The sequence below is a fragment of the Brevibacillus aydinogluensis genome, assembly GCF_961514395.1.
GTDB classification, from domain to species: domain Bacteria; phylum Bacillota; class Bacilli; order Brevibacillales; family Brevibacillaceae; genus Brevibacillus; species Brevibacillus aydinogluensis.
Genome location: NZ_OY569118.1, coordinates 685094 through 711568, shown reverse-complemented (window position 1 = coordinate 711568; position 26475 = coordinate 685094). Strand labels below are relative to the sequence as shown.

The following is a 26475-nucleotide window of genomic DNA, read 5'->3' as shown; positions in this document are numbered from 1 at the left end:
GCGCCCGGGGGCGCTTTATCGGTGGGAAAAAGGACCTCCGGACGAGACGCCCTTCCCTGGGCCGTCCAGGGCTGTTTGCGTCAGCGTTTGCAGCTGCGGATTTCGTCCGGTTTGTAGATGCCGTTTTCGGTGACAATGGCCGTGATGTAGCGGGCCGGAGTGACGTCAAACGCAGGATTGTACACCTTGATGCCGTCCGGCGCCACCTGTTTGCCCAGTCCATGTGTAATCTCCTCCGCCGGCCGCTCCTCGATCGGAATGTCTGCGCCCGTCGGCGTGTCGAGATCGATAGAAGACAGCGGGGCCGCCACGTAAAACGGTATGCCGTGCGCGTGTGCCAGAACGGCGACACCGTAGGTCCCGATCTTGTTGGCGACGTCACCGTTGGCAGCCACGCGGTCCGTGCCGACGATGACTGCCTGCACCTTGCCCTGGGCCATCACCATCGCCGCCATGTTGTCACAAATCAGCGTGACGTCGATGCCCGCCTGCTGCAGCTCGTAGGCGGTGAGGCGCGCCCCCTGCAGCACAGGCCGAGTCTCGTCAGCGTACACTTTCAGGTTCCAGCCGCGCTCCTTGGCGAGGTAGAGCGGGGCCGTCGCCGTGCCGTAGGCTGCTGTCGCGAGCGCCCCCGGATTGCAGTGCGTCAGGATGCCCATGCCGTCTTTCAGCAGGGTGAGCAGATGCTCTCCGATCCGGCGGCACACTTCCGCGTCTTCCCGCTGGATGGACAGGGCTTCATTCAGGACTGCTGCCTTCAGCTCTGCCACCGGTTTGCCGGACTCGCGCTGCACGCGTGCTTTGATCCTGTCCAGGGCCCAGAACAGGTTGACTGCCGTCGGGCGAGAGGTGCCGAGGTAGTCAGCCTGTTCGCTCAGGTGTTGCCAAAACGTATCGAAATCGTTGGCGTCGCTGTTGCGGATGCCGAGGTACAAACCGTAGGCGGCCGCCATGCCGATGGCCGGTGCCCCGCGTACCTGCAGATGGCGGATGGCCGCCCACACTTCTTGTGCAGTCGTCAGTGTCAGGTATGTCGTTTCAACGGGCAGCCGGGTCTGGTCCAGCAGGACGAGCGCGTCATCCTGCCACTTGACCGGCGCAAATGGCGTGCTGGTCGTTGTCATACTACAGCCTCCTGGTAGTATCGTGCGGTAACCGTCCGAACGATATCTGTGATGTCTGTCGATACTTCCACCTTGTTCCGCTCCAGAATCAGCGCCTGGCCAATCGCCAGCGCCAGCCGTTCTGCTTCCGCGCGGGTCTGGTCATCGGCGATGCTGTTCAGGTCGGCGACGCCCGCCAGTCCGATGACGCGGCGCAGGATTTTACAGCCGGCAAAGCCTGCTGCGTCGCGGATCAGCCGCTGCACGTAGCCCTGCCAGAAGCCTTCGGTGTGGGCGCTCCGCTCTTTCGCCTGTTTGTGCCAGAGCTGGACGAACTGGGAGACAAACTCGTTCCAAACGTCTTCCACCGTTGCCAACAGATATTCTCGATAATCCTCCCGCTTTCCTGCGTCCGGCTGCAGACCGTGCTGGCCCGCGTAGTTCAGCAGCAGGTTGGCGATCACCGCGCCAATGTCGAAGCCGATCGGGCCGTAGTAGGCAAATTCAGGGTCGATTACCTTGACCGACGTCGGCGATACAAAGATGCTGCCGGTATGCAGGTCGCCGTGTATCAGCGCCTCCGCCCGGGTGAGAAAATCGTACTTGAGCTGCGCAATTTCCAGCTTCAGCTGCTTGTTGTTCCAGATCGCCTCCACCTCCCGCTTGATCAGCGGGTTGAAATTGTTGGTCGGCGCGTCTTCGTAAGGATCGGTAAAGACGAGGTCTTCCGTGATTTTGCACAATTCCGGATTTATGAATCTTCCGACAAGCGCTTTTTTGTCGTAGGGATGCGCCCCCAAGTCGGACGTGTAAAACAGCGTATGGGCGAGAAAGCGGCCGATCTGTTTGGCGAACAGCGGGTAGCGGTTGCCCTCGATCAAGCCTTTTCGCATAATCACGTGGTCGCTGACGTCTTCCATCACGGTCAGGGCCAGCTCCTCGTCGTAGTGATACACCTTCGGCACGAGATCCGGCACGTATTTGTGCTGGATGCGCAGCGCCTCGCTTTCGATTCGGGCGCGGTCCAGCGTGAGCGGCCAGGATTCACCCACTACGCGGGCGTAGGGCAGTGCCTGCTTGACGACGACGCTTTTGCCCGTCGCTTCCTCCCTGATGTGGAATACCAGGTTGAGATTGCCGTCACCAATCTCCCGGCTGGTCAGTTCCGCTTCCGGCGCAAACAGGTCCGGCAGTTGTTTTACGTACTGCACTGCTTCTTGTTCGCTCAATGCGCGATACGCCATGGTCCAATCCCCTCTCCTTTGACAGATTCTCTTGTCTTCACATTCACTTGTTTTTGCACTTTCGCTTTGTCTATGTTGGCGGCCGCCGGGCGGCGTGTGTGCTGCTGCCGCCTCCAGCCGGAGCATTCCGCACATACAAAAAACCTCTTTTCCCGAAGAAAAGAGGTCTGTTCATACGCGTCTGCGTGTCGTCTCCCCCTTATCTTCCAGAATACTTTTGTTTCTGCAGGAATTAGCACCGTGCATGCGCTGCACGTCTGTCGCCAGAATCGCTCGAACAGCGTCATGTCGGTTGCCGGGTTTCATCGGGCCAGTCCCTCCACCTTCTCTGGATAAGGTATCCAACGTATGCGGTTTTGACGTTTGTTTGAATCATACAACCCCGTCTTCTCGCTGTCAACACCCTTTTTTGGGCGAATTGTCCAGTCTTCACGGACTGGTTCGCTGGCCCGAAGCACTCGGCCGGTCCCAGTTCCACCAGTCGATCCGGCCCACGAAGGCAGCCGTGATCGACGGCTCCTGCCGCAGCTTTAGCAGTTCCTTGACAGGGCCCGTCACGACCGCCCCGTAGAGGCGCACACCGTTCTGCTGCAGGTAGCGGCAGCGTTCCTCGATACGCAGCCGGTTTCGGGCGGTCACAAGCCGCTCGCCAATGGCGTTCGTCAGCCGTTCCTGTCCCGCGAGATACTCCATTTCCGCCAGGTACGCCCGGGCGCGCCGCTCACCTTCGCCATGTGCCTGAATCGGTGCTTCGCCGTAATCGAGTTCTCTTTCCGCGTATCCCCACACGTCACCGGCCGACAGCAGCAGACTGCCTTCCGCCGCGTCCGGATGGTTTCGCTCCTGCCCCGTGTCCACGGCGAACCAGGTGGTATCCAAGTCGTAGCCGGAAAAAAGGGCGTAGTACTCATCATGGGTCAGCAGCCGGTCAAACGAGACGGCGAGCTGCGCCACCGTTCCCTCCGGCAGCTTTTCCAGCGTGTTCCAGGCAGGATTTCTGCGGATGGCGCTTTCTTCCCGATCGTCCGCTGACAACGGAAAGAGAAAAAAGAGCCGCTCTTTCCGCAAACCGTCGGTCCATGCCGGCTTCGCGGAAATGATCGAGAAGACGTGGCTGATCGAAAAGGTTCCGGCGTTCTGATCGTCTCTCCCCACCTGTTCACGCAGTTCCATGGTTATCTCCCCGTACAGAAATCCGATTTGCGAACCGCTGCTGCCCACCGTGAGCCCCGGCTGGGTAAAGTGCACCATGTCCCGGGCCACCCGGTAGGCGTCCTCGTACAAATACCAGCCGATCCACCCGTTGGTGAAGATCAGGACGGCCCCGACGAGAAGCGAGATGGCCACCGTGTAAGCCGCGTTGCCGAGCCTGTGGCGCCATTTGCTGCGGCGGAGGATGGCGCGCTGCGTCTCTTCGGACAGCACGTCCGTTTCTCTCTCCTCCTCTCCGCCGCTGCCCAGCAAAAGCTCCTCCAAGCGTTCCGCATACAGTTCGTCCGCTGCAATCCTCGCACGGAAAGAGGCAGCTTCTTCCTTCGTCATTTCACCGCGCAGATATGCCAGCAGTTCCCGTTCCCGATCCTCATTTGCCTTGTCCGTCGTCAAGTTCATCCCTCCACATTCTGCGTAATTTTTGCCGCCCGCGAAACAATGAGCGCTTTACGTCCCCCGTGTCGATGCCCAGCACCTCGGCGATTTCCGCGTAGCTGAGCTGTTCGTAATGCAGCAGGATCACCTGTTTTTGCTTCTCCGGCAGCCGGTCCAGGCACGTCCGCAGCGATGACCACGCCTCTTGGCTCAGCAGCGTCCGCACCGGGTCCGCCGCCGCCCCGTCCGGCTGTTCCGGAATCTTCTCCACCAATCGCCACGGACGCTTCTTCCGCCTCCGATGCCAGTCCACAAACGTGTGGTAGGCCGCCTTGTACAGCCAGGGGCGCACCTTTTCCCCACGATAGTCATCCAGGTATTGATACGCCCGAAAAAAGGTCTCCTGCGTCAGGTCTTCCGCCTGCACCCGGTCAACGGTCAATCGGCAGAGGTAGCGGTATATGTCGTTGACGTACAAGCGGTACACGTCTTCCAGTCCGACCTTTTCCACGGATTCACACCCTTTCACTCCTATCCACGCACATGGCGAGGAAAAGTTCCACCGCGCCGCAGCATTTTTTCAAAATATTGAGGTTTATGGTAAAATAAGGGGTATTATAACACGGTGTCCAAGGGGCGATTTGATGGGGTATGGCATCGACCTGCTGGAGCACATGCGGGCATTGGAGCAGAAACTGATACGGGAAGGACTGGACAGACCGCTGGAGTATATCCATTTCCGGTTTGCAGACAATTCCTTCCGCTACACGATTACGCCGCCCGACATGCACGTCTTTGCCGAGACCGGCTGCGACGGCATTCATTACGGCTTTTTGACCGATTTCGGCCGCATCACAGATCTGGAAGAGGCCTCGATTGTTTGTGTCAGCCCGACGGACGACCCACCTTTGCGCATTATCGCACGTAATCTGGAAGACTTTTTCCGCCTGGTGGTGACGATCGGATCCGCCGGCGAACTTGGCAGTCTGGTGTCCGTCCGCACACCCCGGCAATGGGAGCGGTATTGGGCCGATCTCGCAGAAAGCAGGCATGAAGAGGCAACAGACCCGCAGTTACGAAACTTCGTTACGTGCCGCCAGACCGTTTTGCATCACATGCAGACAGACCTGGGCCTCGAACCGATTCCCGACGTCATGCGGTATCTGAACGACCTGGAGATCCAGCGCCGATCCGCTGGCTGGATTCCGACCATCGACGGGCTGGGGGTCGTGCCAATTGACGGACCGGACAGAAAGCCTGCTGCTGACTACGTGTTTCCCTTTGCCGACACCAGCAGGGATCACATACCGCTGGACGACATACGCGCCTATCTGGCCGCCGCTCCGCCTGCACACCGATGCGCCTTTGCACGCGATGCCTTTTTCTGGTGGGTGGTGGACGAAACATCTGAACTGTGGCTCCTTCTCCATAACGTACACATCCAGCACTGAATCGGCGCCAGGGCCGGATTTACTACCGGCCGGACAACGCCAGGCCCGGCTCCCTGCAGCGTGACAACAGCCTGCACATTTCCACCGATCAAGGGTTGACTCCCTGCAAGGAACGTCATATCATGGGGGTAACTGCCAAGCAAAACCGCATAGCAGACGATTCACACTCTTATCACGAGCTGGCTGAGGGACTGGCCCTATGATGCCCGGCAACCGGCGCTTTCCCGTCTGGGGGCGTAACGGTGCTAAATCCTGCGGAAATGTTTTCCGAAAGATGAGAGGAGACGCTGACTGAACGACAACCGCCTCCCCTCCTCCATGGGGAGGTTTTTTGTTGGAACACAGCGGCCCTGTCCGGCTCGTCCACAGCACGGCGGCAATCCCGCCCGCAAGCCGGGAGGGCACAGCACAAGGAGGATCATCCCATCCATGAACGAACAACGCATCCTCGTCACCTATCTGACACAAGCGAAAGACCTGCGCAAAAAAGCAGAGGGGATCGCCGTCGGGATGACCGTCGGCACCTGGACTGACCTGCCCGCCGCCAAACAGGCGGAACTGAAACCGTACCTGGGCGAAGCGGTGGACGCTCAACCGCTGGAGACGCTGGAAAACGGGGAAACGCGCGGTCTGATCACCGTCAGCTACCCGGTGCGCAACTTTACCGCCGACATCCCGTCGCTGCTGACCGGCATCTTCGGCAAGCTCTCCATGGACGGCAAGATCAAGCTGATCGACGTGCAGTTCCCGGAAGCGTTTCTCAACGGCTTTCCTGGTCCCCGTTTCGGCATCGATGGTCTGCGCAAACGGCTCGGCGTGCATGACCGCCCGCTGCTGATGAGCATTTTCAAGTCCTGCCTGGGTATGCCGTTTGACGATCTGAAAGCCCAGTTCCGCGCGCAGGCGCTGGGCGGCGTGGACTTGGTCAAGGACGATGAAATCTTTTTCGCCGATGACCGCGCCCCGTTTCTGGAACGGATCAAGGCGTTTAAACAGATTGCCGCGGAAACGGAAGCACAGACCGGCAAACCTGTCCTCTACGCTGCCAATCTGACCGGTCCGGTGCACGAGTTGAACGAGCGGGCCAAGCGGGCCGTGGAGGCTGGCGCGGACTGCCTGCTGTTCAACGTGCTGGCGTTCGGCTTTGACGCCCTGCACCGCCTGAGTGCCGACCCGGACGTCCACGTGCCGATCATGGCCCATCCGGCACTGGCAGGCGCATTCTACCCGTCGCCCGACTACGGCATCGCCACGCCGCTGCTCTTGGGCAAACTGATGCGGATCGCCGGCGCCGACCTGGTGCTCTTCCCGTCGCCATACGGCAGCGTGGCTCTGGACAAGACGGAAGCCCTGCAGCTGGCCGAGCATCTGACCGCTCCCCTGAACGGCTTGCGGCGCGCCTTCCCGGTCCCGTCTGCAGGCATTCATCCCGGCCTGGTGCCCCAACTGTACGAAGATTTTGGACAGGATCAGGTGGTCAATGCGGGCGGCGGCATCCACGGCCATCCCGGCGGGGCGACCGCAGGCGGACGCGCGTTTGTCGCCGCGATTGACGCGGTCGTCGCCGGACGTTCGCTTGCCGACGCGGCAGCCGAGTCGCCGGAGCTGGCGGCAGCCCTGGAGAAATGGGGGGGCGGACGATGAGCAAATCGCTCGTGCTGTTCTGCGACTTTGACGGCACCATTACGGAAAAGGACAACATCGTCGCCATCATGCGCCGCTTTGCTCCCCCGCAGTGGGAGGCGCTGACGGAACAAATCCTCTCCCAGCAGGTGAGCATACGCGAAGGCGTGGGCAGGCTGTTTCAGCTCCTCCCTTCCTCGCTTAAGCAGGAGATTGTCGACTTCATCGTCGAGGATGCGGTGATCCGTCCCGGCTTTGCCGAATTTGTCCGCTTTTGCCGGGACGAAGGCATCGAACTGTTGATCACCAGCGGCGGCATCGACTTTTTCGTGGAGCCGATCCTCGCCCCGTTTGAGCTGAACGTGCCCATCTACTGCAACGGCAGCGATTTCAGCGGCGAGCACATCACCATCACGTGGCCGCACCGCTGCGACGAACACTGTGACAACGACTGCGGCATGTGCAAGACGTCGATCATCCGGAGATACGACCCGGACCGCCACTTCCGCGTGGTCATCGGCGATTCCGTCACCGATCTGGCGGGCGCCAAGATTGCCGATTTCGTCATCGCCCGTTCGCTGCTGGCGCAAAAATGTGCGGAACTGGGCCTTGCGCATCGGACGTTTGCCACCTTCCACGACGTCATCGACATTGTAAAAGATTTACGTACCAAACAGGAGGTCGGCTCACCATGACAGTGACTCTGGAACAACGCGCAGACGCGTTTCGCCGGCTGGACGAAGCGAAGCTGACGTTTGCCCGCCGCGATTGGTTTCCCGGCACCAGCGGCAATCTTTCGATCAAGCTCTCTGATGACCCGCTGCAGTTTGCCGTGACGGCCAGTGGAAAAGACAAGACCAAGCTCTCCCCGGAAGACTACCTGGTGGTCGACGGGGAGTCCCGCCCGGTCGAACCGACGACGCTCAAGCCCTCGGCGGAAACGCTGATCCACGCCGTGGTCTACAAGCGCATTCCGCAGGCGGGCGCCTGCTTCCACGTGCACACCGTGTGGAACAACCTCGTGTCCGAACTCTACTTCGGGCAGCGCGCCTTTTCCATTCAGGGGCAGGAGCTGATCAAGGGACTGGGCATCTGGGAAGAAAACGCGCGCATTACCATTCCGATTGTCGAGAATTTTGCCCACATTCCGACACTGGCAGCTGCGATCGAAAAAGTGATCACACCTGATGTCCCCGGCGTGCTGATCCGCAACCACGGCATCTACGCCTGGGGTGCCAACGACTTCGAGGCGAAGCGCCACCTGGAGTCGTTTGAGTTCCTGTTTGAGTACCACGTGCGCTGGCTGCAGCTTCGCCAGACCGCCGTGTCCCTCACACACCCTCAATAAATTGAAAATCATTAAAGGAGGTATTGCATCATGGCAAAAGTACGGTTTCACGACAACAACGAGTACATTACGGCACCGGAGGAAGTTTCTAAATTCCTGCAATCCCAAGAAATCATCTATGAGCACTGGGGAGTAGACCGCCTGGATGCCAATCTGCGCGACAACTACAACCTGACCGACGAGGAAAAGCAGCAGATTCTCGACGCGTTCCGCCCGGAAATCGAGGACATCAGCAAGCGGCGCGGCTATCTCACGGCCGACATCGTCGTCCTGTCCGATCAGACGCCCAACCTGGATGAACTGCTGGTCAAATTTAAAGCAGAACATCATCACACCGACGACGAGTGCCGCTTCTGCGTGGACGGCCACGGCATCTTTGCGATCAAAGGCAAGGACGGCCGCTACTTTGACGTGGAAATGGAGCCGGGCGACCTGATCTCCGTCCCGTCCTACTCCCGCCACTACTTCACGCTGATGGACGACCGCAAGATCAAGGCGATCCGCCTGTTCGTCACTCCGGCCGGCTGGGAAGCCATCTACTAATCCGAAAACGAAAAAAAACGAAGCCGAGGGACATCCCCTCGGCTTCTGTTCATTTCACCCGTTACAGCACGTATCCGTCCGCTTCGATAACGCGGTCGGCGATGGCCCGTTTCAGGTGGACGGTGTTGATCGGCGTCCGGCGGGTCAGCTTTTTCAGGATGGACAGGCGCATGCGCAGTTCGTCGCCCTCTTCCATCGCCGCCAGCGCCTCTTTTGCCCAGCCCTCGATCCGGTCAAACGCTTCGTGTACATACAGGGTGGCGAGATCCAGCTTTTGCCGCTCGTTTTCCACGCCGTTTTTCTCGATTGCCTTTTCCGTCCGCTTCACGACGCTGTCCATCGCGTACAGCTCGATCAGCATGTCGGCGGCCAGCGCCAGGAGTTCCTGCTCCTTGGCAATCGCCTGCTGGTACTTCATCAGCGCGGAACCGGCCACCATCAGGATGATCTTGCGGGTCATCTCGATCAGGTGTTTTTCTGCCGCCAGCGGCGCTTCCTCGATTTCTTCCGGATAGTAGCTCATCAGCTCTTCCTGCAGGCCGGCGGCTGCCTGCATCAGCGGCAGTTCCCCTTTCATCGCCTTTTTCACCAGCATGTCGGGGATCAGCAGGCGGTTGATTTCGTTCGTACCTTCAAAAATCCGGTTGATGCGCGAATCGCGGTACATGCCCTCGATCTCGTATTCCTGGATATAGCCGTATCCGCCGTGGATCTGTACGCCTTCGTCCACGCAGTAATCCAGCACTTCCGAAGCAAATACCTTGTTGATGGAGCATTCGATCGCGTATTCGGCGATGGCCTTGGCCACTTCACGGCCGTCCTCCGCCTTTTCGCCAAGAGCGGAGAGGGCGGCATCGAACAGGCCGACCGTGCGGTACACCAAGGATTCCGCGGCGTAGATTTTTGCCGCCATGGTGCCCAATTTGTTCTTGATGATGGAGAAGTTGGCGATCGGCGTTTTGAACTGTTTGCGCTCCTTGGCGTAGGTGGTCGCCAGATGCAGGGCGTGTTTCGCCGAGCCAACCGCGCCGACAGCCAGTTTGTAGCGACCGACGTTCAAGATGTTGAACGCGATCACATGCCCTCTTCCCGGCTCGCCCAGCAGGTTTTCCACCGGCACGCGGGCGTCTTCGAGAATGAGCGGACGGGTCGAGGAGCACTTGATGCCCATTTTCTTCTCTTCGGCGCCGACCGATACCCCCGGGAAGTCGCGCTCCACGATGAACGCGGAGAAGTGTTCCCCGTCAATTTTCGCATAAACGATGAAGATATCGGCAAAACCGGCGTTTGTGATGAACTGCTTGGTCCCGTTCAACACGTAATGCGTGCCGTCTTCGGACAATTTGGCTGTCGTTTTGGCGCCGAGCGCGTCCGAACCGGAGCCCGGTTCCGTCAGGCAGTACGCGGCAATCCGCTTTCCGGTGGCGAGATCGGGCAAGTAGCGCTGCTTTTGCTCTTCCGTGCCGAAGTACACGATCGGCAGAGAACCAATGCCGACGTGCGCCCCAAACGTAATCGCAAACCCGCGCCCCAGCGCAAATTTTTCGCCGATCAGAGCGGAACTGATCTTATCCAGGCTGACACCGCCGTACTTCTCCGGCACGTCGGCAGCCAGGAGGCCCAGTTCCCCCGCTTTTTTCAGCAGCGATACGGACAGCTCAAAGTTTTGCTGTTCCAGCTCTTCCATATGCGGACGCACTTCATTGTTGATGAAATCCTCTGTCGTCTGCGCGATCAGTTTTTGCTCGTCGGTGATTTCCTCCAGCACAAACACGTCGTCCGGCGAACCGGCATTGATCAGAAAGCTGCCGCCGCGAATCAGATCTTTCGTTTCAGCCATCAAATCCCTCTCCCTTTTTATAAAATGTGGTGTTTCTCCGTGCCTACAGCATTTCGAACACGCCGGCGGCCCCCATGCCGCCGCCAATGCACATCGTCACGACGCCGTACTTGCCGCCGCGCCGCTTCAACTCATTCAACAGGGAAACGGTCAGCTTCGCCCCGGTGCAGCCCAGCGGATGGCCCAGGGCAATCGCACCGCCGTTGACGTTTACTTTTGCCGGGTCGAGGCCCAGTTCGCGGATGACGGCGAGTGACTGGGAGGCAAACGCCTCGTTCAGCTCAAACAGGTCCACATCGGCCAGGCTCAATCCAGCCATTTTCAGCGCTTTTGGAATGGCGACTACCGGACCGATCCCCATCACGTCGGGATCGACGCCGCCCACCGTAAACGAGCGGAATCTGGCGATCGGGCGAACGCCCAGACTGTCCGCCTTTTCCGCCGACATCACCAGTACGGCGGCTGCGCCGTCGCTCGTCTGCGAAGAGTTGCCTGCCGTGACCGTGCCCTGCACGTGGAACACCGGCTTCAGCTTGGCCAGCGCTTCCAGCGAGGTGTCAGCCCGCACGCCCTCGTCCGTGTCAAAGACGCGCTCCGTGACGTGCAGCTTGCCGTCATCGTCCACGCGGTGCTGCTTGACGGTCAGCGGCACAATCTCGTCCCGGAACTTGCCGGCGGCGATGGCGGCTGCAGCCCGCTGATGGCTTTGCAGCGCAAACGCGTCCTGGTCTTCGCGGCTGACGCCGTAGCGCTTTGCCACTTCCTCGGCTGTGTGCCCCATGCTCATGTACGCTTCCGGCATTGTCTCCATCAGCGTCGGATTGAGCGCCACCTTGTGGCCGGCCATCGGCAGCAGGCTCATGCTCTCCACCCCGCCGGCCACGATCACGTCAGCCCCGCCGGCGATAATCTGCTGGGCGGCGTAGGCGATGGTCTGCAGGCCGGACGAGCAAAAGCGGTTGACGGTAATGCCGGGAACGTTGGTCGGCAATCCGGCGCGCAGGCCGATCAGGCGGGCCATGTTCATCCCCTGCTCGGCTTCCGGTACGGCCGTCCCCATGATCACGTCCTCGATCTCGGCCGGATTAAGCTCGGGGACGCGGCGCAACAGGTTGCTCACGACCGCAGCCCCCATGTCGACGGGATGCACGTCCTTCAGGCTGCCTCGCTTCGCTTTTCCCACCGCGGTGCGGGCGCCGGCGACGATCACTGCTTCTCTCATGTCTTTCCCCCTCCCTAGTTACGCAATGGCTTGTTTTTCATCAGCATGTGCTGCATGCGCTGCTGCGTCTTGGGCGTCTTGATCAGCTCGAGGAACGCCTGCCGCTCCAGCTCCAGGATGTAGGATTCCGTCACCTCGGTGCCGGCCGGCACGCTGCCGCCGGACATGACGTAGGCGATCTTGCTGGCGATCAGTTCGTCGTGATCGCTGATGTAGCCGCTCTTTTTCATCGAATAGATGCTTTGCCGCAGGGTGGCATACCCCGACTCGCCGATGACGCGAATCTTGCGCGGCCGCTGCGGTGTATACCCCTCCTTGACCATCGTCAACACGAGCTGCTTGGCGTCGTAGAGGAGGTGATCCTGATTGATGCTGATCCGGTCGCTCGGGCGCAGGTAGCCCAGATTGATCGCTTCCTTCCCGCTGGTAGAGACTTTGGCCATGGCAATCGTCTCGAACGCACGGGCCACGAACGGGAATGGATCAACCGGCACGGTGCCGCCTTCCGGTACTTGTTCCATCGCCCGGAACAGCATCTCCTTGGTGCCGCCGCCGCCGGGCAAGAGGCCTACGCCCACTTCCACCAGCCCCATGTAGGTCTCGGCGGCCGCCTGCACGCGGTCGGCCAGGAAGCAGACTTCCACACCGCCGCCGAGCGTCATGCCGAACGGCGCCGCTACGACCGGACGGTGCATGGTGCGCAGCGCGTTCCCCACCTTGTGAAACTGTCTGACCAACATGTCCAGTTCAAACCAGTTTTCGTCCTGCGCCTCCATCAAGGCCAGAGCCAGGTTCATGCCGACACAGAAGTTTTTGCCCTGATTGCCGATCACCAGTCCGAGGAAGTTGCGCTGCACCTCTTCCACGGCGAAGGCCGCCATCTGCAGCACATCCATGCCCAGCGCGTTGTGCGGAGAGGTAAACTCCAGGCAGGCCACACCGTCGCCCAGGTCCACCAGCGCGGCACCCGCGTTTTTCCTGATCAGCCGGCCCTGTTCCTTGAGTGCCGCCAGGTTGATCTGCTCTTTCTTTTCCTCGACGTCCTTGTAGCGGCCGCCGACGGCAAATACAGCCACACGCCCGTCCTGTTTCTGATAGAACGAGGTCTTGCCGCTCGCCAGCAGTTCCTCCACCAGCGCCGGGATTGTCTCGCCCTCTTCGCGCATGCGGGCCACCGATTTTTCCACACCGATCGCGTCCCAGGTCTCAAATGGTCCCAGTTCCCAGCCGAAGCCCCATTTCATCGCCCGGTCGACAGCCACGATGTCGTCGGCGATTTCGTACGCCTTGGCCGCCGAGTAGAGCAGCACCTTCTTGAAGACGCTCCAGAGAAACTCGCTCCCCTTGTCCTTGCCGTACACAAGCGCTTTCAGCTTTTCCGGCAGCGTCTTCGCCGTCTTGGCCGCCTCCAGCGACGGAAACTTCGCCTTGACGCGCGGACGGTATTCCAGCGTGTTGTAGTCGAGTACGAGAATCTCTTTGCCATTCTCCGTCTTTACCTGCTTGAAGAAGCCCTGACCTGCCTTTTGGCCGAGCCAGCCCTTTTCCACCAACTGCAGCACCAGGGACGGCACTTCGAAGATCGCTTTTTCCGCGTCATCCGCGGTCTTGTTTTTCACGTTGTTGGCCACGTGCACATACGTGTCCAGCCCGACCACGTCCAGCGTGCGGAAGGTGGCGCTTTTCGGACGACCGATCACCGGACCCGTCAGCGCGTCTACCTCGTCGATGCCCAGTCCGAGCCGCATCATCTCCTGGATCGAGACCTGCAGGCCGAACGTCCCGATGCGGTTGGCGATGAAGTTGGGGGTGTCCTTGCAGAGCACCGTTCCTTTGCCCAGCACGAATTCGCCAAAGTGCATCATGTAGTCGACAATCGCCGGGTCCGTGTCGTTTCCGGGAATAATCTCAAGAAGTTTCAGATAACGGGGCGGATTAAAAAAGTGCGTGCCCAGGAAATGCTTGCGAAACTCGTCGGAACGTCCCGCGCATATCTCGTTGATGGAAACGCCCGACGTATTGGAGGAGACGATGGTGCCCGGCCTGCGGTGCGCCTCGACCAGTTCAAACACCTTTTTCTTTACGTCGAGGTTTTCCACGACCGCCTCGATGATCCAGTCAGCCTCGCCGAGATAGGACAGGTGGTCTTCCATGTTGCCGACAGTGATCAGGTCCAGGTTCGCCTTGTCGTAGAGCGGAGCCGGTTTTTCTTTCAGCAGCCGGTCCTTGCCGGACTGGGCGATGCGGTTGCGGACGACGGGATCAGCCAGCGTCAGTCCTTTCTTTCTCTCGTCCTCTGTCAACTCTCGCGGCACGATGTCCAGCAGGTAAACGGGGATGCCGACGTTGGCCAGATGAGCGGCGATGCTTGCTCCCATCACGCCGGAACCGAGCACGGCCGCTTTGTAGATGTTGCGTTCCATCCATTACCCTCCTCACTAAAGAAATGGGGTCCTGCGAAAAAGGCAAAACAGTCTGAACTTGCAGAGTTTTTCACGAAGGATTTCTACCTGTTCAAACGTATTCCTTTTTTTCGCCGCACATGTCACCCCTTGAATGAATGCTCATTCATTTTGCTGGTGTAAAAAAACACCCCACCGTATAAGCCCTCGCACCTGTGAGATGTTTGGCGATTCAGACGCGACTGAATGATCGCTCAGTTTTATTGTAAACGAAAAGGAGAGCGGTTGCAATCTTCATTTGCTGCTTATTCGCTCTCTCCCCTTCCCGGAAGTTTTCCCGCCGCAACAGCCAAGGACAGGGCAGGCGGCCACGTACAGGCAGCAAAGACGCAGCCGCCCCTGCCGTTTATGCCGTTACTTATGGATGATGTTGATCGACATCACCTTGCGGCCAAACGGATTTCCGTCATCCGGTTCCAGCAGGTACTCCAGCTCGTATTTGCCCACTTTGCTGTCTACGTAAGCTGCCGTGACCCACAGCTTGTTCTTGTCGGTGTCATCCTTGCGCAGCGTGAGCGTCACGCGATAGTCATGCAGCGGCACGCCGATTTTGTCGATGCTCTCCTGCGCAGACTTGCTCAGATACGCGTCCAGCCATTTCTCATTCTTGGTTTGGTGCGCATAGTTGGCGGCGGTCAGCAGCATGTTCACCGCTGTTTGCTGCCGATTTTGCGATTCCCGGAACTGTTTGGCGGCGTCTTCCGTGTAAAAATCGTACAGGCGCTTCAGTACGGTCGCAAACTCTGCGCGTGTCATGTTTTTGTACGGGTTAAACAGGCGCGTTTCGTTGAACAGATGGAATTCGCGAATCGCTCCCGCATAAGGCGAAGCAGTATCAGGATAATAGCTTGGCTGTTTCCATCCTTGGTACCCGGCGAAAAACGAGGCGACATCCTGCGACTTTGCATTCATGGTTCTCAACTTGTACGGGGCGAGCAGGTGAAAGAAGATCATGCTGGCTTCTTCCCGCGAAAGCGGATACTGCAGGAACTGGGTCGGCACCCACCAGTCGACCAGTTCTTTCTGCGGTGTTTTCATCAACTGCCCCTGCGAAACCAGATGGAGATAATAGAGAATCTTGTCACCCGGCCGGTATTCGTTGACAAAGCCTGTCTGGACGTCCAGCAGCACCTGCAGGTTGGCCGTCATCGCTTCGATTTCTTTTCGGAGCGGATACCTGTAATCGAGGTAAGCCTTCTGCTCGGGAGCAGCCAACGGTCCGTAGACGGCTTCAAAGACGCGGTTCGCCAGCACCAGCGCCTCGCCGCGGGTAATTGGCTTGTCCGGGTAAAAATGGCGCGTGCCGTTTCCCTTGTATATGCCCCGTTCGGTCAAGAACTGAATCTGCTCGCTGGCCCAGTGCCCCTTGACGTCGTCGTACGCGGTTTCGGCGTTTGCGCAGGGCACGATGACGACCTGGAACAACAGGCAAACCATGAGTACCCACAAAAGACTTCTCTTGAACATGATTTCTCCTTTCCTCTCCAAGTGAATTTGCGTCGAATGGTATGATTTGTACAGATGATTTCCGGGAAAAACTGCCTGTTTTACCGCCCAACCGCTGCTAAGTTATGAGAAAAAAATACCAACAGTTCCCACCTTTGTAAAGATAGCTTAAAAAATTTAGGATGGGATGCACAAGCTCTCCGCCTGACCCAATAGTCCGATCATCCTGCATTCAGGAAACATCATCCAGTTTTTAAGCTCTGTGTCGTGCGTCTTTCCGCTCCCTGTGCCGCACTAGGCCAAGCAAAAAACCGAAGGAATGACTCCTCCGGTTCAGCGTGCAGACAAAGTCCGCGGCACATGAGTGATGGGGCCCGCTTGGCTTTCTTTGCCCCATTTCTCCTTGCCATGCACTTTTTCTTACGACTTGATCTTCTCCATCCATTCTGGTCCTTTGGTCACCAGCACCCGCCAGAGCACCAGGTCGAAGACGGCAAACAAGCCAAACAGCAACAGGCTGATGCCGTACAGCGACGGCGTCACCTGGAACACCAGGTACAGCGTTGGCGCTGCGATGACCACCACGGCCGCCAACGAGAACAGCGTGTTCCAGTTCTGCTTGACCGCCTTCTGCTCTGAATCCCAGTCCAGTTTGGGCATCCTGAGGTCTATCATGATCCCGATCAGGTTGAGGAACACGATGCCCGGCAGGCTGGCAAGCAACGCGATCACGAGAAATTGCAGCGGCGGATGAAACACCAGCCCGAGGACGGCACACAGCAGCAGCATGCTGATGATGCCCAGTATCGTGCCCGGCACCACTTTGGCCGCGATGATCTGCACGTAAGAAACAGGCAGGTACTTGTTGACGAAAAAGGACTGCCCGTCGCGCGAGAAGGCCGTGGCGGAGACGCTGTTCATGACCGTCATGAAAATGGCGAGCACAAACAAGACCGCCACGCCAATTCCGGCAAAGGCGTCTTTCTGGAGAAACTGCCCCCACTCGCCCACTGTTTCAAACCCGTCCGGGCGGCTGAGCACGGGAATGAACACCAGCAAGGGAAACAAGAAGCAGGACAGGACGCAGTTGAGGAAAAAGGCAGGGGTGCGCAGCAGCACCTTCCATTCCTTGCTGGCGAACGCCAGCACAGGCGACCTTCGTCCGGTCAGCTTGTCAAACTCATCCCCGCTGACACGCCTGCGCCTGGCCGCCGTCTCGGAGATCCCCATGACACCCTTCAGGTACAAGCGGTCTCCCAGCATGACAAAGCCCGCGGCAAACACCGCCGACACCAGCACAAAGGCGAGCAGGTACCATAGGCCGGCGAGAGCTCCCGACTCGACAAGCGCCAACGCCCCCAGCCTGGTGTTCGGGAACAGTCGGGTGACCAGCGAAAGCAGGGCGTTATTATCCGAGATCAGCATTTGTGCCAACTGCTCGAAGCTGTGTTCCCCTGCGTTGTTCCGATTGATGGCAACTTGAACGCCAATCACGGCCGCGATCCCGATTACGCCGCTGATCAGGCGGAGCCGGTCCCTGCTTTTCCCCACGCTTGTCACCCGCATGAACAGCATGGCCACCAGCGAGGCGATGACCAGCGGAATGACCGGCAGCGTCAAAAAGACGACGGCCGCGTACAGGTAGTAGAGCGGTCCGGCGCCACTTTTCACCCCGTACGTAATCAGCAGCGGCAGCAGCAAAAACGCGGTCGGCACGTACTCGTACACCAGCGTGACGAGGAACTTTGCCCCGAGAATGTCGGACGGCTTGAGCGGCAGGGGCAGCAGGTGCTCCACGTCCTGCGAGTAGTAGTATACAGTCAGAACGTAAAAAAGGGCGAAAATCAGGATGCCCATACTGGCAATTGCCATCCCCATCCCCAAGAGCGCGCTCTGCTGCCCGCTCGCCGCCAGTCCGTCGTACAGGCCCATGACCCCCATCACGTATCCGGATATCATCGGAAAAAAGGCGACAGCCAACAGCAGGATAATCAGCGCATTTTTCCACCAATTCCCCCGCTTCCCGCTCAAAAGGCCGCTGCCGTTTTTCATCAACACCTTGGTCAACTTCCAGGTCCTATTCATGCTTCGTCAGCTCCAGGAACAGCCGTTCCAGCGATTCGCTGGAGCGGAAGTGCTCTTGCATCTCCTTGAACGTGCCGCAGAACAGAATCTCGCCCTTGTTGATGATGGCGACGCGGTCACACAGCTTCTCCGCCACTTCCAGCACGTGTGTGGAGAAAAACACGGTCCGGCCGCTGTCAGCGTGTTCCCGCATCATTTCCTTCAGGGTGAACGCTGATTTTGGGTCCAGCCCGGTCAGCGGTTCGTCGAGAATCCAGACTTCCGGATGGTGGACGAGGGCCCCCATGATTACGATTTTTTGCCTCATGCCGTGCGAATAACTCTGAATCGGATCAGAGAGGGCGTCGGTCATGTCAAACCGTTCGGCCAGCCGGGCGATCCGCTCCTTGCGCACGTCCTGCGGCACTCCGTACATGTCGGCCATAAAGGTGACGTATTCCAGCCCTTTCAGGCGCAAAAACAAGTCGGGACTGTCCGGCACATAACCGAACTGCCGCTTGGCCTCCAGCGGTTCGGTCCCGATATCTCGGCCGTTCACCCGGATGGTTCCCTCGTCCGGCCGGACGATGCCGGTAATCATCTTGATCGTCGTTGTCTTGCCCGCCCCGTTTGGCCCGAGAAAACCGAAAATTTCCCCGCGGGGAACGGTCAGGGTGAGGCGGTCAACCGCCTTGACAGTACCGCCGTAGCTCTTGCTCACGTCCACGAGTTCGATCATGGTCGTCCTCCTTTTGCCGGGAAGTGCGTCGTACTTACACGTAATACGAACCAGCCGATAATGAGTTTCGTATCTCCCCTGCCGCCTGCGGTTCTCCTGCGCCTGAGAAAAGAGCCGGCAAGAATGCCGGCTTGCGTGTTACTGCGGGATAAAACTTCCGTCGCGAAGCATGGTCAGCTCGCCCATGAAGAACGCCACGTCTTCCGATTCAGGCAGCTGGCCGTTTGCCTCCAGCGTCTCCAGACGGCGCAGCAGAAAGTTGGCAAAGTCGCTGATTTGCAGCGGATGCGCCTCCATGTCCGCATCGTCCAGCACCTCATATCGGGTCATGGCCTCCAGGTGGATCATGATGCGGAATCCGCCCAGTTCCCCCAGGTATTCCCGATTGTTCAGCGGCGATTTTTCCAGCTTTTGCAGCATGCTGACAATGTCATTGGCATACATGCTGGGAAACGCGACCATGTAGATGTCGCGAAGTTGCGATTCTTCCGTCTTAATCAGCAATACATCGATGCCGTCCATCTTTTTTTCCTTTTTCCCAAAACCGAACATGCCTATTCCACCTCAACTGTTTTTCAACCTCATTCCATGATAGCCATAATTTCTCCACGGAAACAACCCCTATCTCGCAACCAGCTCACATCGTTTTGCCGCACCGTGTTTGCGCGCTGTTTTTCGCGGGAAACATAAGCGCAATCACGAGTCAGACGGTGTCGGGAGCGGCAGCCGTAATCCGGACATGCGAAAAAAATATGTGCGCAAACCCCCTTGACATTTGCACAGGCCCACGCGAATAATTATGAATTAACAAACGCGATTGAACAAAAGTGTATAGCCTATGGCGATGACGGGGATCAGTAAAACCGCCCTTCAGGTACAGAGAGCGAGATTCAGCGGCTGAGAGATTTCGCCCATGAACCGGTTTGAACCCACCCCTGAGCGGCCAGGGATGACCTGGACAGGTTTCTTTCACCTGTTATCAAAGAAAGAGAGCCGAACGGTTTGGCGGCTGAACACGAGGACAACGCCTCGTGCTTTACGCCTGCATACCGTTAAATAAGGTGGTACCGCGGAAGAGAGATACCCTTTCGTCCTTATGTGTGGGATGAAAGGGTTTTTTGCTTTTTTGTTGCTGGAATGAGGAGGGTTACACGATGAAGAAGGGAAAAATGCGGCTGGTGGTAAAAGTGGGCAGCAGTTCGCTGGCGGCGCCGGGCGGCGGGTGCGATCCGGCGAAAATGTCCCTGCTCGTATCGGCCGTCAGCCGTCTTAGAGACGCCGGCCATCAGGTCGTGCTCGTCTCCTCGGGAGCGGTGGCGAGCGGCTTTCGGAAGCTGGGGTACCAACAGCGTCCCCGCACGCTGGCGGCCAAACAGGCAGCTGCGGCCATCGGGCAAAGCCTCCTGATGCAAACCTACACCGAACTGTTCGCCGCATACGGCTGCACCGTGGCGCAAATCCTCTTGACCCGGGGCGACTTTTCCAACCGCGAACGCTATCAGCACGCCTTTCAGACGCTGTCTCTGCTGCTGGAGAAAAACGTCCTGCCGATCATCAACGAAAATGACACCGTCTCCGTGGCGGAGCTGACCTTTGGCGACAACGACATGCTGGGCGCGCTGGTCGCCGGTCTGGTACACGCCGACCTGTACCTGATCCTGACGGATACCGACGGGCTGTACGACAAGGACCCGCGCACCCACGCGGACGCGGTCCGCATTCCCTATCTGTCCGCCGTCACCGACGAAGTGGAGGCGCTGGCTGGCGGAGCCTCCCGATTGGGCACAGGCGGGATGCGCTCCAAGCTGATTGCCGCCAAGACTGCCCGGCAGTTGGGCGTTCCCAGCTTTATCGGCCGCCTGGCGCAGCCGTCCGACCTGCTTGACGTGCTGGATGGCAGCGGCAGCGGCACCTACGTCGGCTTCCGTCCCGAATCGCCCGCCGGCCACGCGCTGCCGACCCGCAAGCAGTGGATCGCGCTTCACTCCCCCGTCCGCGGGCGGATCAGCGTGGACCACGGCGCCGCCGAAGCTGTGCTGCTACACCAGCGCAGCCTGCTTTTGGCCGGCGTGCGGGACGTGGATGGCGCGTTTGCCTCCGGCGAGGTGATCGAGGTGTACTGCGACGGCCAAATGATCGGTCGCGGCGTCAGCCGCTGGAGCGCCGCCGAGCTGCGGGCAAAGCTCTCTGCCGCCAGTCCGCCGAAAGGCATCGTCATCCACCGCGACCAATGGACGGAAGCAGCGTGCTTTGCGGCAATCGGCGGCAGCGAGAGAACGTGAAGCAGGCGGGGGATTCCCTCGCGTTAAAGGAGATGAGGAATGTGGAGAAGAGCCAAACTGAGAAAAAACCACACATGGAGCAAAACCTGAAGGAACGCGTGTACGAACAGATCCGCCTGGCCAAACAGGCGTCGCGGCACCTGGCCTTGCTGTCCCGCCCGGAAAAGGACCGCGCCCTAAAGGCAATCGGCGAACGTCTGCTGGCTGACAAAGCAGCCATCCTCGCCGCCAACGAGCGGGATATGGCCCGTGCGGAAGCGGACGGTCAACCGGCTGCCTATCTGGACCGGCTGCGCCTGACGCCGGATCGGCTGCGCGATCTGGTCGAAGGGCTTGGCCAACTGGTCGCGCTGAACGATCCGGTGGGCGAAGTGACAGCCCAATGGACCCGGCCAAACGGTCTGGTGATTCAGCAGGTGCGGGTCCCGCTGGGCGTGATCGGCATGGTCTACGAGGCCCGGCCAAACGTCACCGTGGACGCCGCGGCGATTGCGCTCAAGACAGGCAATGCGATCGTCCTGCGCGGCAGCCGCAGTGCCCGGGAAAGCAACCTCGCCCTGACGCACAGCATCCGCGCCGCTCTGGCGGACAGCGGGCTGCCGGCAGAGGCCGTGCAGTACCTGCCCTATGACGCACACGAATCGGTCGATCTCTTGTGCACGGCCAACGGCTTGATCGACGTCGTCATTCCGCGCGGCGGCGCCTCGCTGATCAGCCGTGTGCTGCGCACCTCCACCGTCCCGGTGCTGGAGACGGGCGTGGGCAACTGCCACATCTACATCGACCGAACCGCCGAGTACGCCATGGCGGAAACGATCACCCTCAACGCCAAAACGAGCCGCCCTGCCGTCTGCAACGCGGCCGAAACCCTGCTCCTGCACCGCGCCTGGCCTGAAGCGCACCGGCGCGACCTGTTGGCCCGTCTTATGGAGGCCGGCATCGAACTGCGCGCCTGCGAGGAGACGCGGCGGCTCCATCCGGAGCTGGCGGACCGGCTCGTACCCGCCACGCCGGCGGACTGGGATGCGGAATACCTTGGCTTGATCCTGGCCGTGCGCACGGTAGACAGCATGGACGACGCACTGGACCATATCTCCCGCCACGGCACCGGCCACTCTGAAGCGATCGTGGCGCAGGACGCCGCGCGAGCGGAACGGTTTCTCGCCGCCGTCGATGCGGCCGCCGTCTACCACAACGCGTCCACCCGCTTTACGGACGGCGGGGAATTCGGCTTTGGCGCGGAGATCGGCATCAGCACGCAAAAGCTGCACGCCCGCGGTCCGATGGGCCTGCCCGCGCTTACGTCCAGCAAGTACGTCGTGCGCGGCAGCGGACAGATTCGCTAACGGAAGGAGAATGCAGCATGAGTGAACATTCAACGCTCTCTTTCGATACGCGGCTCGGCTTTCTCGGAGCCGGTTCGATCGTCGAGGCCATGCTGGCCGGCATATTGAAAAACGAACTCATTGCACCGGAGCGGATTTTTGTCGCCAACCGCAGCGACCAGGCGCGGCTCAGGCATCTGGCAGAGACGTTCGGGGTGAACGCCTGTGAGGACAAAGCCGCTCTGGTGGAGCAATCCGATATTCTCATCCTGGCGATGAAGCCCAAAGACGCTCCGGATGCGTGCCGCAGCCTGCGCGGACTCGTCCGTCCCGATCAACTGGTGATTTCCGTCGTCGCCGGCGTTTCCACGGCTTGCATCAGCGACTGGCTGGGCACCAATGGCCCGATCGTCAGAACGATGCCGAACACGTCGTCCGCCGTCGGGCTGTCCGTCACAGGCCTCTCCGCCAACCACGCCGTGAGTGAGCAGCAGCTTGGCGCCGCCACTGCTCTGTTTGAAGCGATCGGCTCCGTCCACATCGTGTCTGAAGACGAGCTGGACATCATCACCGGCCTCTCCGGCAGCGGCCCGGCCTACGTGTACTACCTGGCAGAAGCGATGGAAGGCGCGGGCGCGAAAGCCGGCCTGTCCCGCGAAATGGCCCGGCAGCTCACCGTCCAGACCCTGCTGGGAGCAGCGCAGATGCTGCTCCACTCCAGCGATGAGCCCGCCCTTTTGCGGAAAAAAGTAACCAGTCCGGGCGGCACCACCCAGGCCGGTCTGGAAGTCCTGGATTCGTACCGCTTTCAACACGCCGTCACCTCCGCGGTGCTGCGCGCCGCTGAACGGGCCCGCGAGCTTGGCGCCCAGTACCGGTGATCCGTTTTGCGCCTGCGCCCGATCGTGTATACTAAAGAAAAAACACGGACGAGGAGGAGCCGATGGAGATTTACGCCTTCTACGGTACGAGCGGGACGGGAAAAAGCACGAGTGCGCTGCAGCTGGCCCACCAGATGGACATCAGCGCCATCATTGACGACGGCATCCTGATTTACCAGGGCCGCAAGGTGGCCGGCACCTCCGCCAAGTACGAAAAAACGAAAATCCAGGCGGTCAAGCGGGCCATTTTCCACTACCGCGACCACGCGGAGGAAGTGCGCCGCGCTCTCGCCGCCCTCCGCCCTCAGCGCCTGTTGGTGATCGGCACCTCGAAGCGAATGATCGAGCGGATACGGGAAGCGCTGGACCTGCCCACCCCTGTCCGCTACATTCCGATCGAAGCGATCAAACCAGCGCATGAGATCGAAGCGGCCCGGTACATTCGGGAGACCCAGGGAAAGCACGTGATCCCGATTCCCCGCGTCGAGGTGGAAAAAGACTTCTGGCAGCGGATGATCGCCTCCGCCCAACAGATTTTTTCCGCCAAAAAGGAAGTGATCGGGGAAACGACGGTGGTACACCCGCCGTTTACCGGCGGCCGCATCCTGATTCATCCGCAGGTGCTGCGCAAGATCGTCCAGGTGACGTGCAGCCGCTTTCCGTACGTCAGCCAGGTGAAGAACATGACCTACACGTTTGAAGACGTGCCCCGTCTGCAGGTATCCCTGGATGTCCGGCTCCCGTATGGGACGTCCATTCCCCCGTTGGCCCGGGAGATTCAAGAGGCGCTACATCAGGAAACGAGCCACTGTCTCAATTTTGCCCCGGTCAGCATTGACATACGGATTATGCGCTTGCAATTGGTTTAATGGATTTCCTCCCAAGTACTCCCACATACGCAACGGCTTCGCCGGTTTGCTGACTGTCATTTGACACGAGGCAAACCGGCTTTCATTTTGCCTGCAAATACAAGTCATGACCCGCCTTCCCGCTGCTCAAGCTATGGAGTGTATCCCATTTTACCTGAAAGGAGATCGCCTCATGTCAACGACGATGTTCACTCCTCAGCAAACGCAGGCACCGATGCCCCAACCGCCCCGCGTGATTTCGACCAAAGACGCCAGCTATTTGAAGGACGCCCTTTCCTGGGAACTGCTGGCGTTTAAAAAGCTGCACTTCTTCGCCCAACAGGCGACCGACCCGCAGGTGAAACAGGCGCTGGAAAAAGCAGGTCAGATGCATCAGCGCCACTACCAGAAACTGCTTAGCCACCTGCAGGTAAACAACGCACAGGCGATGGCTGCCATACCCCAGACACAGGCACAGCAGCAACAGCAGCAACAACAGCAGATGCAGTAAAAGGAGGGATATGAGATGCCAAACCAAAACCAGATTGCCAATCCGCAGACGGGTGTTCCCAAGGTAAAAGGGCCGCAGATGAACGACCGGGACTTCTTGAACGACGGCCTGGCGACATGCAAGTACCTGACGGACAGCCTGAACGTCGCCGTACGGGAAGCCAGCCACCAGCAGCTCTACGACGACCTGCTGCACATCCTGACGGAGACGCACCACAGCGCCCGCGAGATGTTTAATCTGATGTTCCAAAAGGGATGGTACAAGCTGGAGGCGGAAGACCAGCAAAAGCTGCAGCAGGCGTATCAGCAGTTCAGCGGATATTCCACGCAGTTTCCGTATCACTGATAGACGATCGCTGCAAACCGGGAAATTTGTCTTCAGTCTGAAGGGACATCCGACAAGGGATGTCCCTTCTGTTTGCAGACAAGTCCGTAGCCCATGGGTGAGGGGGCCCGCTCGCTGCTCTGCCGACGGTCACATCATCTCTCTGATCAATCGGGACAGGCGGTGAAGCGCCCGCTCCATCTGCTGCTCATCGGCGTATGCGTACGAGAGGCGCAGGTGGCAGTCGTCCGTGCCGTCATAGATGTAGCCCGGATTCAGCAGAATGCCCTCGGCCAGCGCCCGCGAAAAGAGAGTCCGCATCGACACCGCCCGGCGCAGCCGCAGCCAGATGTAAAAGCCGCCCTGCGGATATCGCCATTCCGCCAGATCGGCAAACCAGCGCCTGAGCGACTCGCACGCGCACGCCCTGCGCGCTCGAAGAGCCTCCCTCACCGTTTGCAGATGGCGTTGGTACAGGCCGCTGCTCAGCCATTCCGCCGCCACCAGCTGGGACAGAGCGCTGGCTCCGTAATCGGTCTGCATTTTCACGTCGGCCAGTCGTTCGACAACCGGTTCCGGCCCGACAACCCAGCCAATCCGCAGCCCGGGGCTGAGCGATTTGGACAGGCTGCCCACGTACAGGACCAGCCCGTTGGGGTCGAGCGCCTTCAGCGGAGGCGGCCCCGGCTCGTCCAGCCACAGTTCGCCGTAGACGTCATCCTCCAGGATGGGCAGCCGCTCCCGTTCGCAGACGGCCAGCACCTGCTGCCGCCGTCTCTCCGACATCAGGCTGCCGGTCGGATTGTGAAAGGACGGTATGGTGTAGAGCAGAGCGGCGTGGTGGGCCTGTTTCAGCCGTGCCAGCGCATCCGGACGAATCCCTTCCTCGTCCAGCGGAACGCCCGTCAGCCGCATGCGCGACGACTGAAACACCGGCAGCGAGTACAGATAGGAAGGGCGCTCCAGCAATATGGCCGAGCCTTGGCGCAAAATGCCCAGCGAGATGAGCTGCAGCGCCTGCAGTGCACCGGACACGACGAGGATGGACGACGGCGGCGCATCGATGCCGCGCGTCCGCAGGTGGGCGCTGATCGCCTGCCGCAGTGACTTCAGCCCTTTGGGTTCCGTATAGCCGAGCTGGGCATTCTGTCCGCCCAATCGTCCCATAATCTCCGCCATGCCGGCAGACGGCAGCAGGTCGGGCGACAGTTCCCCCGTGCCCAGCCGAATGATCTGCGGATCGTATTCATGCCGGTTGATGGCCTGGATGGTCGGCTGATTGGGCGGATGTTCGCCCGCTTGGACGTAGCTCAGCCAATCAGGAGGCGGAGCGGACGCCAGCAGCGACCAGGTGTTGTTGCTGACCACGGTGCCGCTGCCCACGACCGCTTCGATCAGCCCTTCCGCCTTCAGTTCGTCCAGCGCCGTCACCACCGTGCTCCGGTTGACGCCAAACGCCTCGGCCAGGGCCCGCTGCGTCGGCAGTCTGCTTTTGACCGGCCAGTCGCCGGTGGCGATTTTTTCCCGGATGTAGGCAACAATCTGGGCGTAGATCGGCACATCCGACGCCCTGTCCGGCTTCCAGTCAATCGTCGGCACCATCGTGATCCCTCCTCCGGTCTTCATGCTTCC

23 protein-coding genes and 2 riboswitches are annotated in these 26475 nt (G+C 59.7%); of the genes, 11 read left to right on the top strand and 12 right to left on the bottom strand.

The window, feature by feature from the left end; translation table 11 throughout:
• Positions 1-80 precede the first annotated feature (80 nt).
• From mtnA to Q7F15_RS03370, 4 genes are all read right to left on the bottom strand, one after another.
• The gene (mtnA, locus tag Q7F15_RS03385; protein ID WP_304415107.1) at positions 81-1124 is read right to left on the bottom strand and encodes an S-methyl-5-thioribose-1-phosphate isomerase; all 1044 of its coding nucleotides are present in this window, start codon (positions 1122-1124) and stop codon (positions 81-83) included.
• On the bottom strand, positions 1121-2347 hold the full coding sequence (gene mtnK, locus Q7F15_RS03380) for an S-methyl-5-thioribose kinase (RefSeq protein ID WP_304415106.1): 1227 nt from the start codon (positions 2345-2347) through the stop codon (positions 1121-1123). The genes mtnA and mtnK overlap by 4 nt, the downstream gene beginning before the upstream one ends.
• A 196-nt stretch (positions 2348-2543) precedes the next feature.
• A riboswitch (SAM riboswitch) is annotated at positions 2544-2686 on the bottom strand.
• A gap of 90 nt (positions 2687-2776) precedes the next feature.
• On the bottom strand, positions 2777-3958 hold the full coding sequence (locus Q7F15_RS03375; protein WP_438286232.1) for an anti sigma factor C-terminal domain-containing protein: 1182 nt from the start codon (positions 3956-3958) through the stop codon (positions 2777-2779).
• The gene (locus tag Q7F15_RS03370; RefSeq protein ID WP_230077387.1) at positions 3930-4445 is read right to left on the bottom strand and encodes an RNA polymerase sigma factor; all 516 of its coding nucleotides are present in this window, start codon (positions 4443-4445) and stop codon (positions 3930-3932) included. The genes Q7F15_RS03375 and Q7F15_RS03370 overlap by 29 nt, the downstream gene beginning before the upstream one ends.
• Before the next feature lie 133 nt (positions 4446-4578).
• Between Q7F15_RS03370 and Q7F15_RS03365 the strand changes: the two genes are divergently transcribed.
• The 5 genes from Q7F15_RS03365 to Q7F15_RS03345 all read left to right on the top strand — a co-directional run bounded on the left by Q7F15_RS03365 (position 4579) and on the right by Q7F15_RS03345 (position 8899).
• A complete protein-coding gene (locus Q7F15_RS03365; RefSeq protein ID WP_304415104.1) occupies positions 4579-5385 on the top strand; it encodes a hypothetical protein in 807 nt (268 codons plus the stop codon).
• Positions 5386-5551: 166 nt separating this feature from the next.
• A riboswitch (SAM riboswitch) is annotated at positions 5552-5666 on the top strand.
• Positions 5667-5814: 148 nt separating this feature from the next.
• Positions 5815-7029, top strand: coding sequence for a 2,3-diketo-5-methylthiopentyl-1-phosphate enolase (locus Q7F15_RS03360; RefSeq protein ID WP_171566832.1), 1215 nt, complete (start codon positions 5815-5817; stop codon positions 7027-7029).
• A complete protein-coding gene (locus Q7F15_RS03355) occupies positions 7026-7703 on the top strand; it encodes a 2-hydroxy-3-keto-5-methylthiopentenyl-1-phosphate phosphatase (RefSeq protein ID WP_171566831.1) in 678 nt (225 codons plus the stop codon). The genes Q7F15_RS03360 and Q7F15_RS03355 overlap by 4 nt, the downstream gene beginning before the upstream one ends.
• Positions 7700-8356, top strand: coding sequence for a methylthioribulose 1-phosphate dehydratase (locus Q7F15_RS03350; RefSeq protein WP_171566830.1), 657 nt, complete (start codon positions 7700-7702; stop codon positions 8354-8356). Before Q7F15_RS03355 ends, Q7F15_RS03350 begins: the two co-directional genes overlap by 4 nt.
• A 30-nt stretch (positions 8357-8386) precedes the next feature.
• Positions 8387-8899 carry a 1,2-dihydroxy-3-keto-5-methylthiopentene dioxygenase gene (locus Q7F15_RS03345; protein ID WP_171566829.1) on the top strand — a complete coding sequence of 171 codons (513 nt, stop codon included), beginning with the start codon at positions 8387-8389 and terminating at the stop codon, positions 8897-8899.
• 61 nt (positions 8900-8960) lie between these two features.
• Here Q7F15_RS03345 and Q7F15_RS03340 read toward each other — a convergent pair whose 3' ends face one another.
• From Q7F15_RS03340 to Q7F15_RS03310, 7 genes are all read right to left on the bottom strand, one after another.
• On the bottom strand, positions 8961-10739 hold the full coding sequence (locus tag Q7F15_RS03340; protein WP_171566828.1) for an acyl-CoA dehydrogenase FadE: 1779 nt from the start codon (positions 10737-10739) through the stop codon (positions 8961-8963).
• A 43-nt stretch (positions 10740-10782) separates the two neighbouring features.
• Positions 10783-11961 carry an acetyl-CoA C-acetyltransferase gene (locus Q7F15_RS03335; RefSeq protein ID WP_304415103.1) on the bottom strand — a complete coding sequence of 393 codons (1179 nt, stop codon included), beginning with the start codon at positions 11959-11961 and terminating at the stop codon, positions 10783-10785.
• A 14-nt stretch (positions 11962-11975) separates the two neighbouring features.
• Positions 11976-14384: a 3-hydroxyacyl-CoA dehydrogenase/enoyl-CoA hydratase family protein gene (locus Q7F15_RS03330; RefSeq protein WP_212132870.1), complete on the bottom strand. Its 2409-nt coding sequence runs from the start codon at positions 14382-14384 to the stop codon at positions 11976-11978.
• A 393-nt stretch (positions 14385-14777) separates the two neighbouring features.
• Complete coding sequence (locus Q7F15_RS03325; protein WP_171566825.1) at positions 14778-15890, bottom strand: S-layer homology domain-containing protein; 1113 nt, start codon at positions 15888-15890, stop codon at positions 14778-14780.
• Positions 15891-16289: 399 nt separating this feature from the next.
• Entirely contained in the window at positions 16290-17954 is a 1665-nt protein-coding gene (locus tag Q7F15_RS03320) for a putative ABC transporter permease subunit (RefSeq protein WP_230077389.1), read from the bottom strand.
• Positions 17947-18672, bottom strand: coding sequence for an ABC transporter ATP-binding protein (locus Q7F15_RS03315; RefSeq protein ID WP_212132873.1), 726 nt, complete (start codon positions 18670-18672; stop codon positions 17947-17949). Before Q7F15_RS03315 ends, Q7F15_RS03320 begins: the two co-directional genes overlap by 8 nt.
• Positions 18673-18810: 138 nt before the next feature.
• Entirely contained in the window at positions 18811-19224 is a 414-nt protein-coding gene (locus tag Q7F15_RS03310; protein ID WP_171566822.1) for a hypothetical protein, read from the bottom strand.
• Between the two features lie 602 nt (positions 19225-19826).
• Between Q7F15_RS03310 and proB the strand changes: the two genes are divergently transcribed.
• The 6 genes from proB to Q7F15_RS03280 all read left to right on the top strand — a co-directional run bounded on the left by proB (position 19827) and on the right by Q7F15_RS03280 (position 24864).
• Positions 19827-20954: a glutamate 5-kinase gene (proB, locus tag Q7F15_RS03305; RefSeq protein ID WP_304415102.1), complete on the top strand. Its 1128-nt coding sequence runs from the start codon at positions 19827-19829 to the stop codon at positions 20952-20954.
• A gap of 41 nt (positions 20955-20995) precedes the next feature.
• The gene (locus Q7F15_RS03300) at positions 20996-22300 is read left to right on the top strand and encodes a glutamate-5-semialdehyde dehydrogenase (protein ID WP_304415101.1); all 1305 of its coding nucleotides are present in this window, start codon (positions 20996-20998) and stop codon (positions 22298-22300) included.
• Positions 22301-22317: 17 nt separating this feature from the next.
• Positions 22318-23160, top strand: coding sequence for a pyrroline-5-carboxylate reductase (gene proC, locus Q7F15_RS03295; RefSeq protein ID WP_171566820.1), 843 nt, complete (start codon positions 22318-22320; stop codon positions 23158-23160).
• Between the two features lie 62 nt (positions 23161-23222).
• Positions 23223-24029: a P-loop NTPase family protein gene (locus tag Q7F15_RS03290; protein ID WP_304415100.1), complete on the top strand. Its 807-nt coding sequence runs from the start codon at positions 23223-23225 to the stop codon at positions 24027-24029.
• 172 nt (positions 24030-24201) lie between these two features.
• Positions 24202-24519: a ferritin-like domain-containing protein gene (locus Q7F15_RS03285; RefSeq protein WP_171566818.1), complete on the top strand. Its 318-nt coding sequence runs from the start codon at positions 24202-24204 to the stop codon at positions 24517-24519.
• A gap of 15 nt (positions 24520-24534) precedes the next feature.
• Positions 24535-24864: a spore coat protein gene (locus Q7F15_RS03280; protein ID WP_171566817.1), complete on the top strand. Its 330-nt coding sequence runs from the start codon at positions 24535-24537 to the stop codon at positions 24862-24864.
• 129 nt (positions 24865-24993) lie between these two features.
• Here the strand turns inward: Q7F15_RS03280 and pdxR are convergent, their stop codons facing one another.
• A complete protein-coding gene (gene pdxR, locus Q7F15_RS03275; protein ID WP_304415516.1) occupies positions 24994-26442 on the bottom strand; it encodes a MocR-like pyridoxine biosynthesis transcription factor PdxR in 1449 nt (482 codons plus the stop codon).
• Positions 26443-26475 lie beyond the last annotated feature (33 nt).

What these genes read in the sequence shown, in the direction of transcription:
- mtnA (WP_304415107.1), bottom strand. Translation starts at nt 1,124, where the DNA reads ATGACAACGACCAGCACGCCATTTGCGCCGGTCAAGTGGCAGGATGAC.
- mtnK (WP_304415106.1), bottom strand. Translation starts at nt 2,347, where the DNA reads ATGGCGTATCGCGCATTGAGCGAACAAGAAGCAGTGCAGTACGTAAAA.
- Q7F15_RS03375 (WP_438286232.1), bottom strand. Translation starts at nt 3,958, where the DNA reads ATGAACTTGACGACGGACAAGGCAAATGAGGATCGGGAACGGGAACTG.
- Q7F15_RS03365 (WP_304415104.1), top strand. Translation starts at nt 4,579, where the DNA reads ATGGGGTATGGCATCGACCTGCTGGAGCACATGCGGGCATTGGAGCAG.
- Q7F15_RS03360 (WP_171566832.1), top strand. Translation starts at nt 5,815, where the DNA reads ATGAACGAACAACGCATCCTCGTCACCTATCTGACACAAGCGAAAGAC.
- Q7F15_RS03355 (WP_171566831.1), top strand. Translation starts at nt 7,026, where the DNA reads ATGAGCAAATCGCTCGTGCTGTTCTGCGACTTTGACGGCACCATTACG.
- Q7F15_RS03350 (WP_171566830.1), top strand. Translation starts at nt 7,700, where the DNA reads ATGACAGTGACTCTGGAACAACGCGCAGACGCGTTTCGCCGGCTGGAC.
- Q7F15_RS03345 (WP_171566829.1), top strand. Translation starts at nt 8,387, where the DNA reads ATGGCAAAAGTACGGTTTCACGACAACAACGAGTACATTACGGCACCG.
- Q7F15_RS03340 (WP_171566828.1), bottom strand. Translation starts at nt 10,739, where the DNA reads ATGGCTGAAACGAAAGATCTGATTCGCGGCGGCAGCTTTCTGATCAAT.
- Q7F15_RS03335 (WP_304415103.1), bottom strand. Translation starts at nt 11,961, where the DNA reads ATGAGAGAAGCAGTGATCGTCGCCGGCGCCCGCACCGCGGTGGGAAAA.
- Q7F15_RS03330 (WP_212132870.1), bottom strand. Translation starts at nt 14,384, where the DNA reads ATGGAACGCAACATCTACAAAGCGGCCGTGCTCGGTTCCGGCGTGATG.
- Q7F15_RS03325 (WP_171566825.1), bottom strand. Translation starts at nt 15,890, where the DNA reads ATGTTCAAGAGAAGTCTTTTGTGGGTACTCATGGTTTGCCTGTTGTTC.
- Q7F15_RS03320 (WP_230077389.1), bottom strand. Translation starts at nt 17,954, where the DNA reads ATGAATAGGACCTGGAAGTTGACCAAGGTGTTGATGAAAAACGGCAGC.
- Q7F15_RS03315 (WP_212132873.1), bottom strand. Translation starts at nt 18,672, where the DNA reads ATGATCGAACTCGTGGACGTGAGCAAGAGCTACGGCGGTACTGTCAAG.
- Q7F15_RS03310 (WP_171566822.1), bottom strand. Translation starts at nt 19,224, where the DNA reads ATGTTCGGTTTTGGGAAAAAGGAAAAAAAGATGGACGGCATCGATGTA.
- proB (WP_304415102.1), top strand. Translation starts at nt 19,827, where the DNA reads ATGAAGAAGGGAAAAATGCGGCTGGTGGTAAAAGTGGGCAGCAGTTCG.
- proC (WP_171566820.1), top strand. Translation starts at nt 22,318, where the DNA reads ATGAGTGAACATTCAACGCTCTCTTTCGATACGCGGCTCGGCTTTCTC.
- Q7F15_RS03290 (WP_304415100.1), top strand. Translation starts at nt 23,223, where the DNA reads ATGGAGATTTACGCCTTCTACGGTACGAGCGGGACGGGAAAAAGCACG.
- Q7F15_RS03285 (WP_171566818.1), top strand. Translation starts at nt 24,202, where the DNA reads ATGTCAACGACGATGTTCACTCCTCAGCAAACGCAGGCACCGATGCCC.
- Q7F15_RS03280 (WP_171566817.1), top strand. Translation starts at nt 24,535, where the DNA reads ATGCCAAACCAAAACCAGATTGCCAATCCGCAGACGGGTGTTCCCAAG.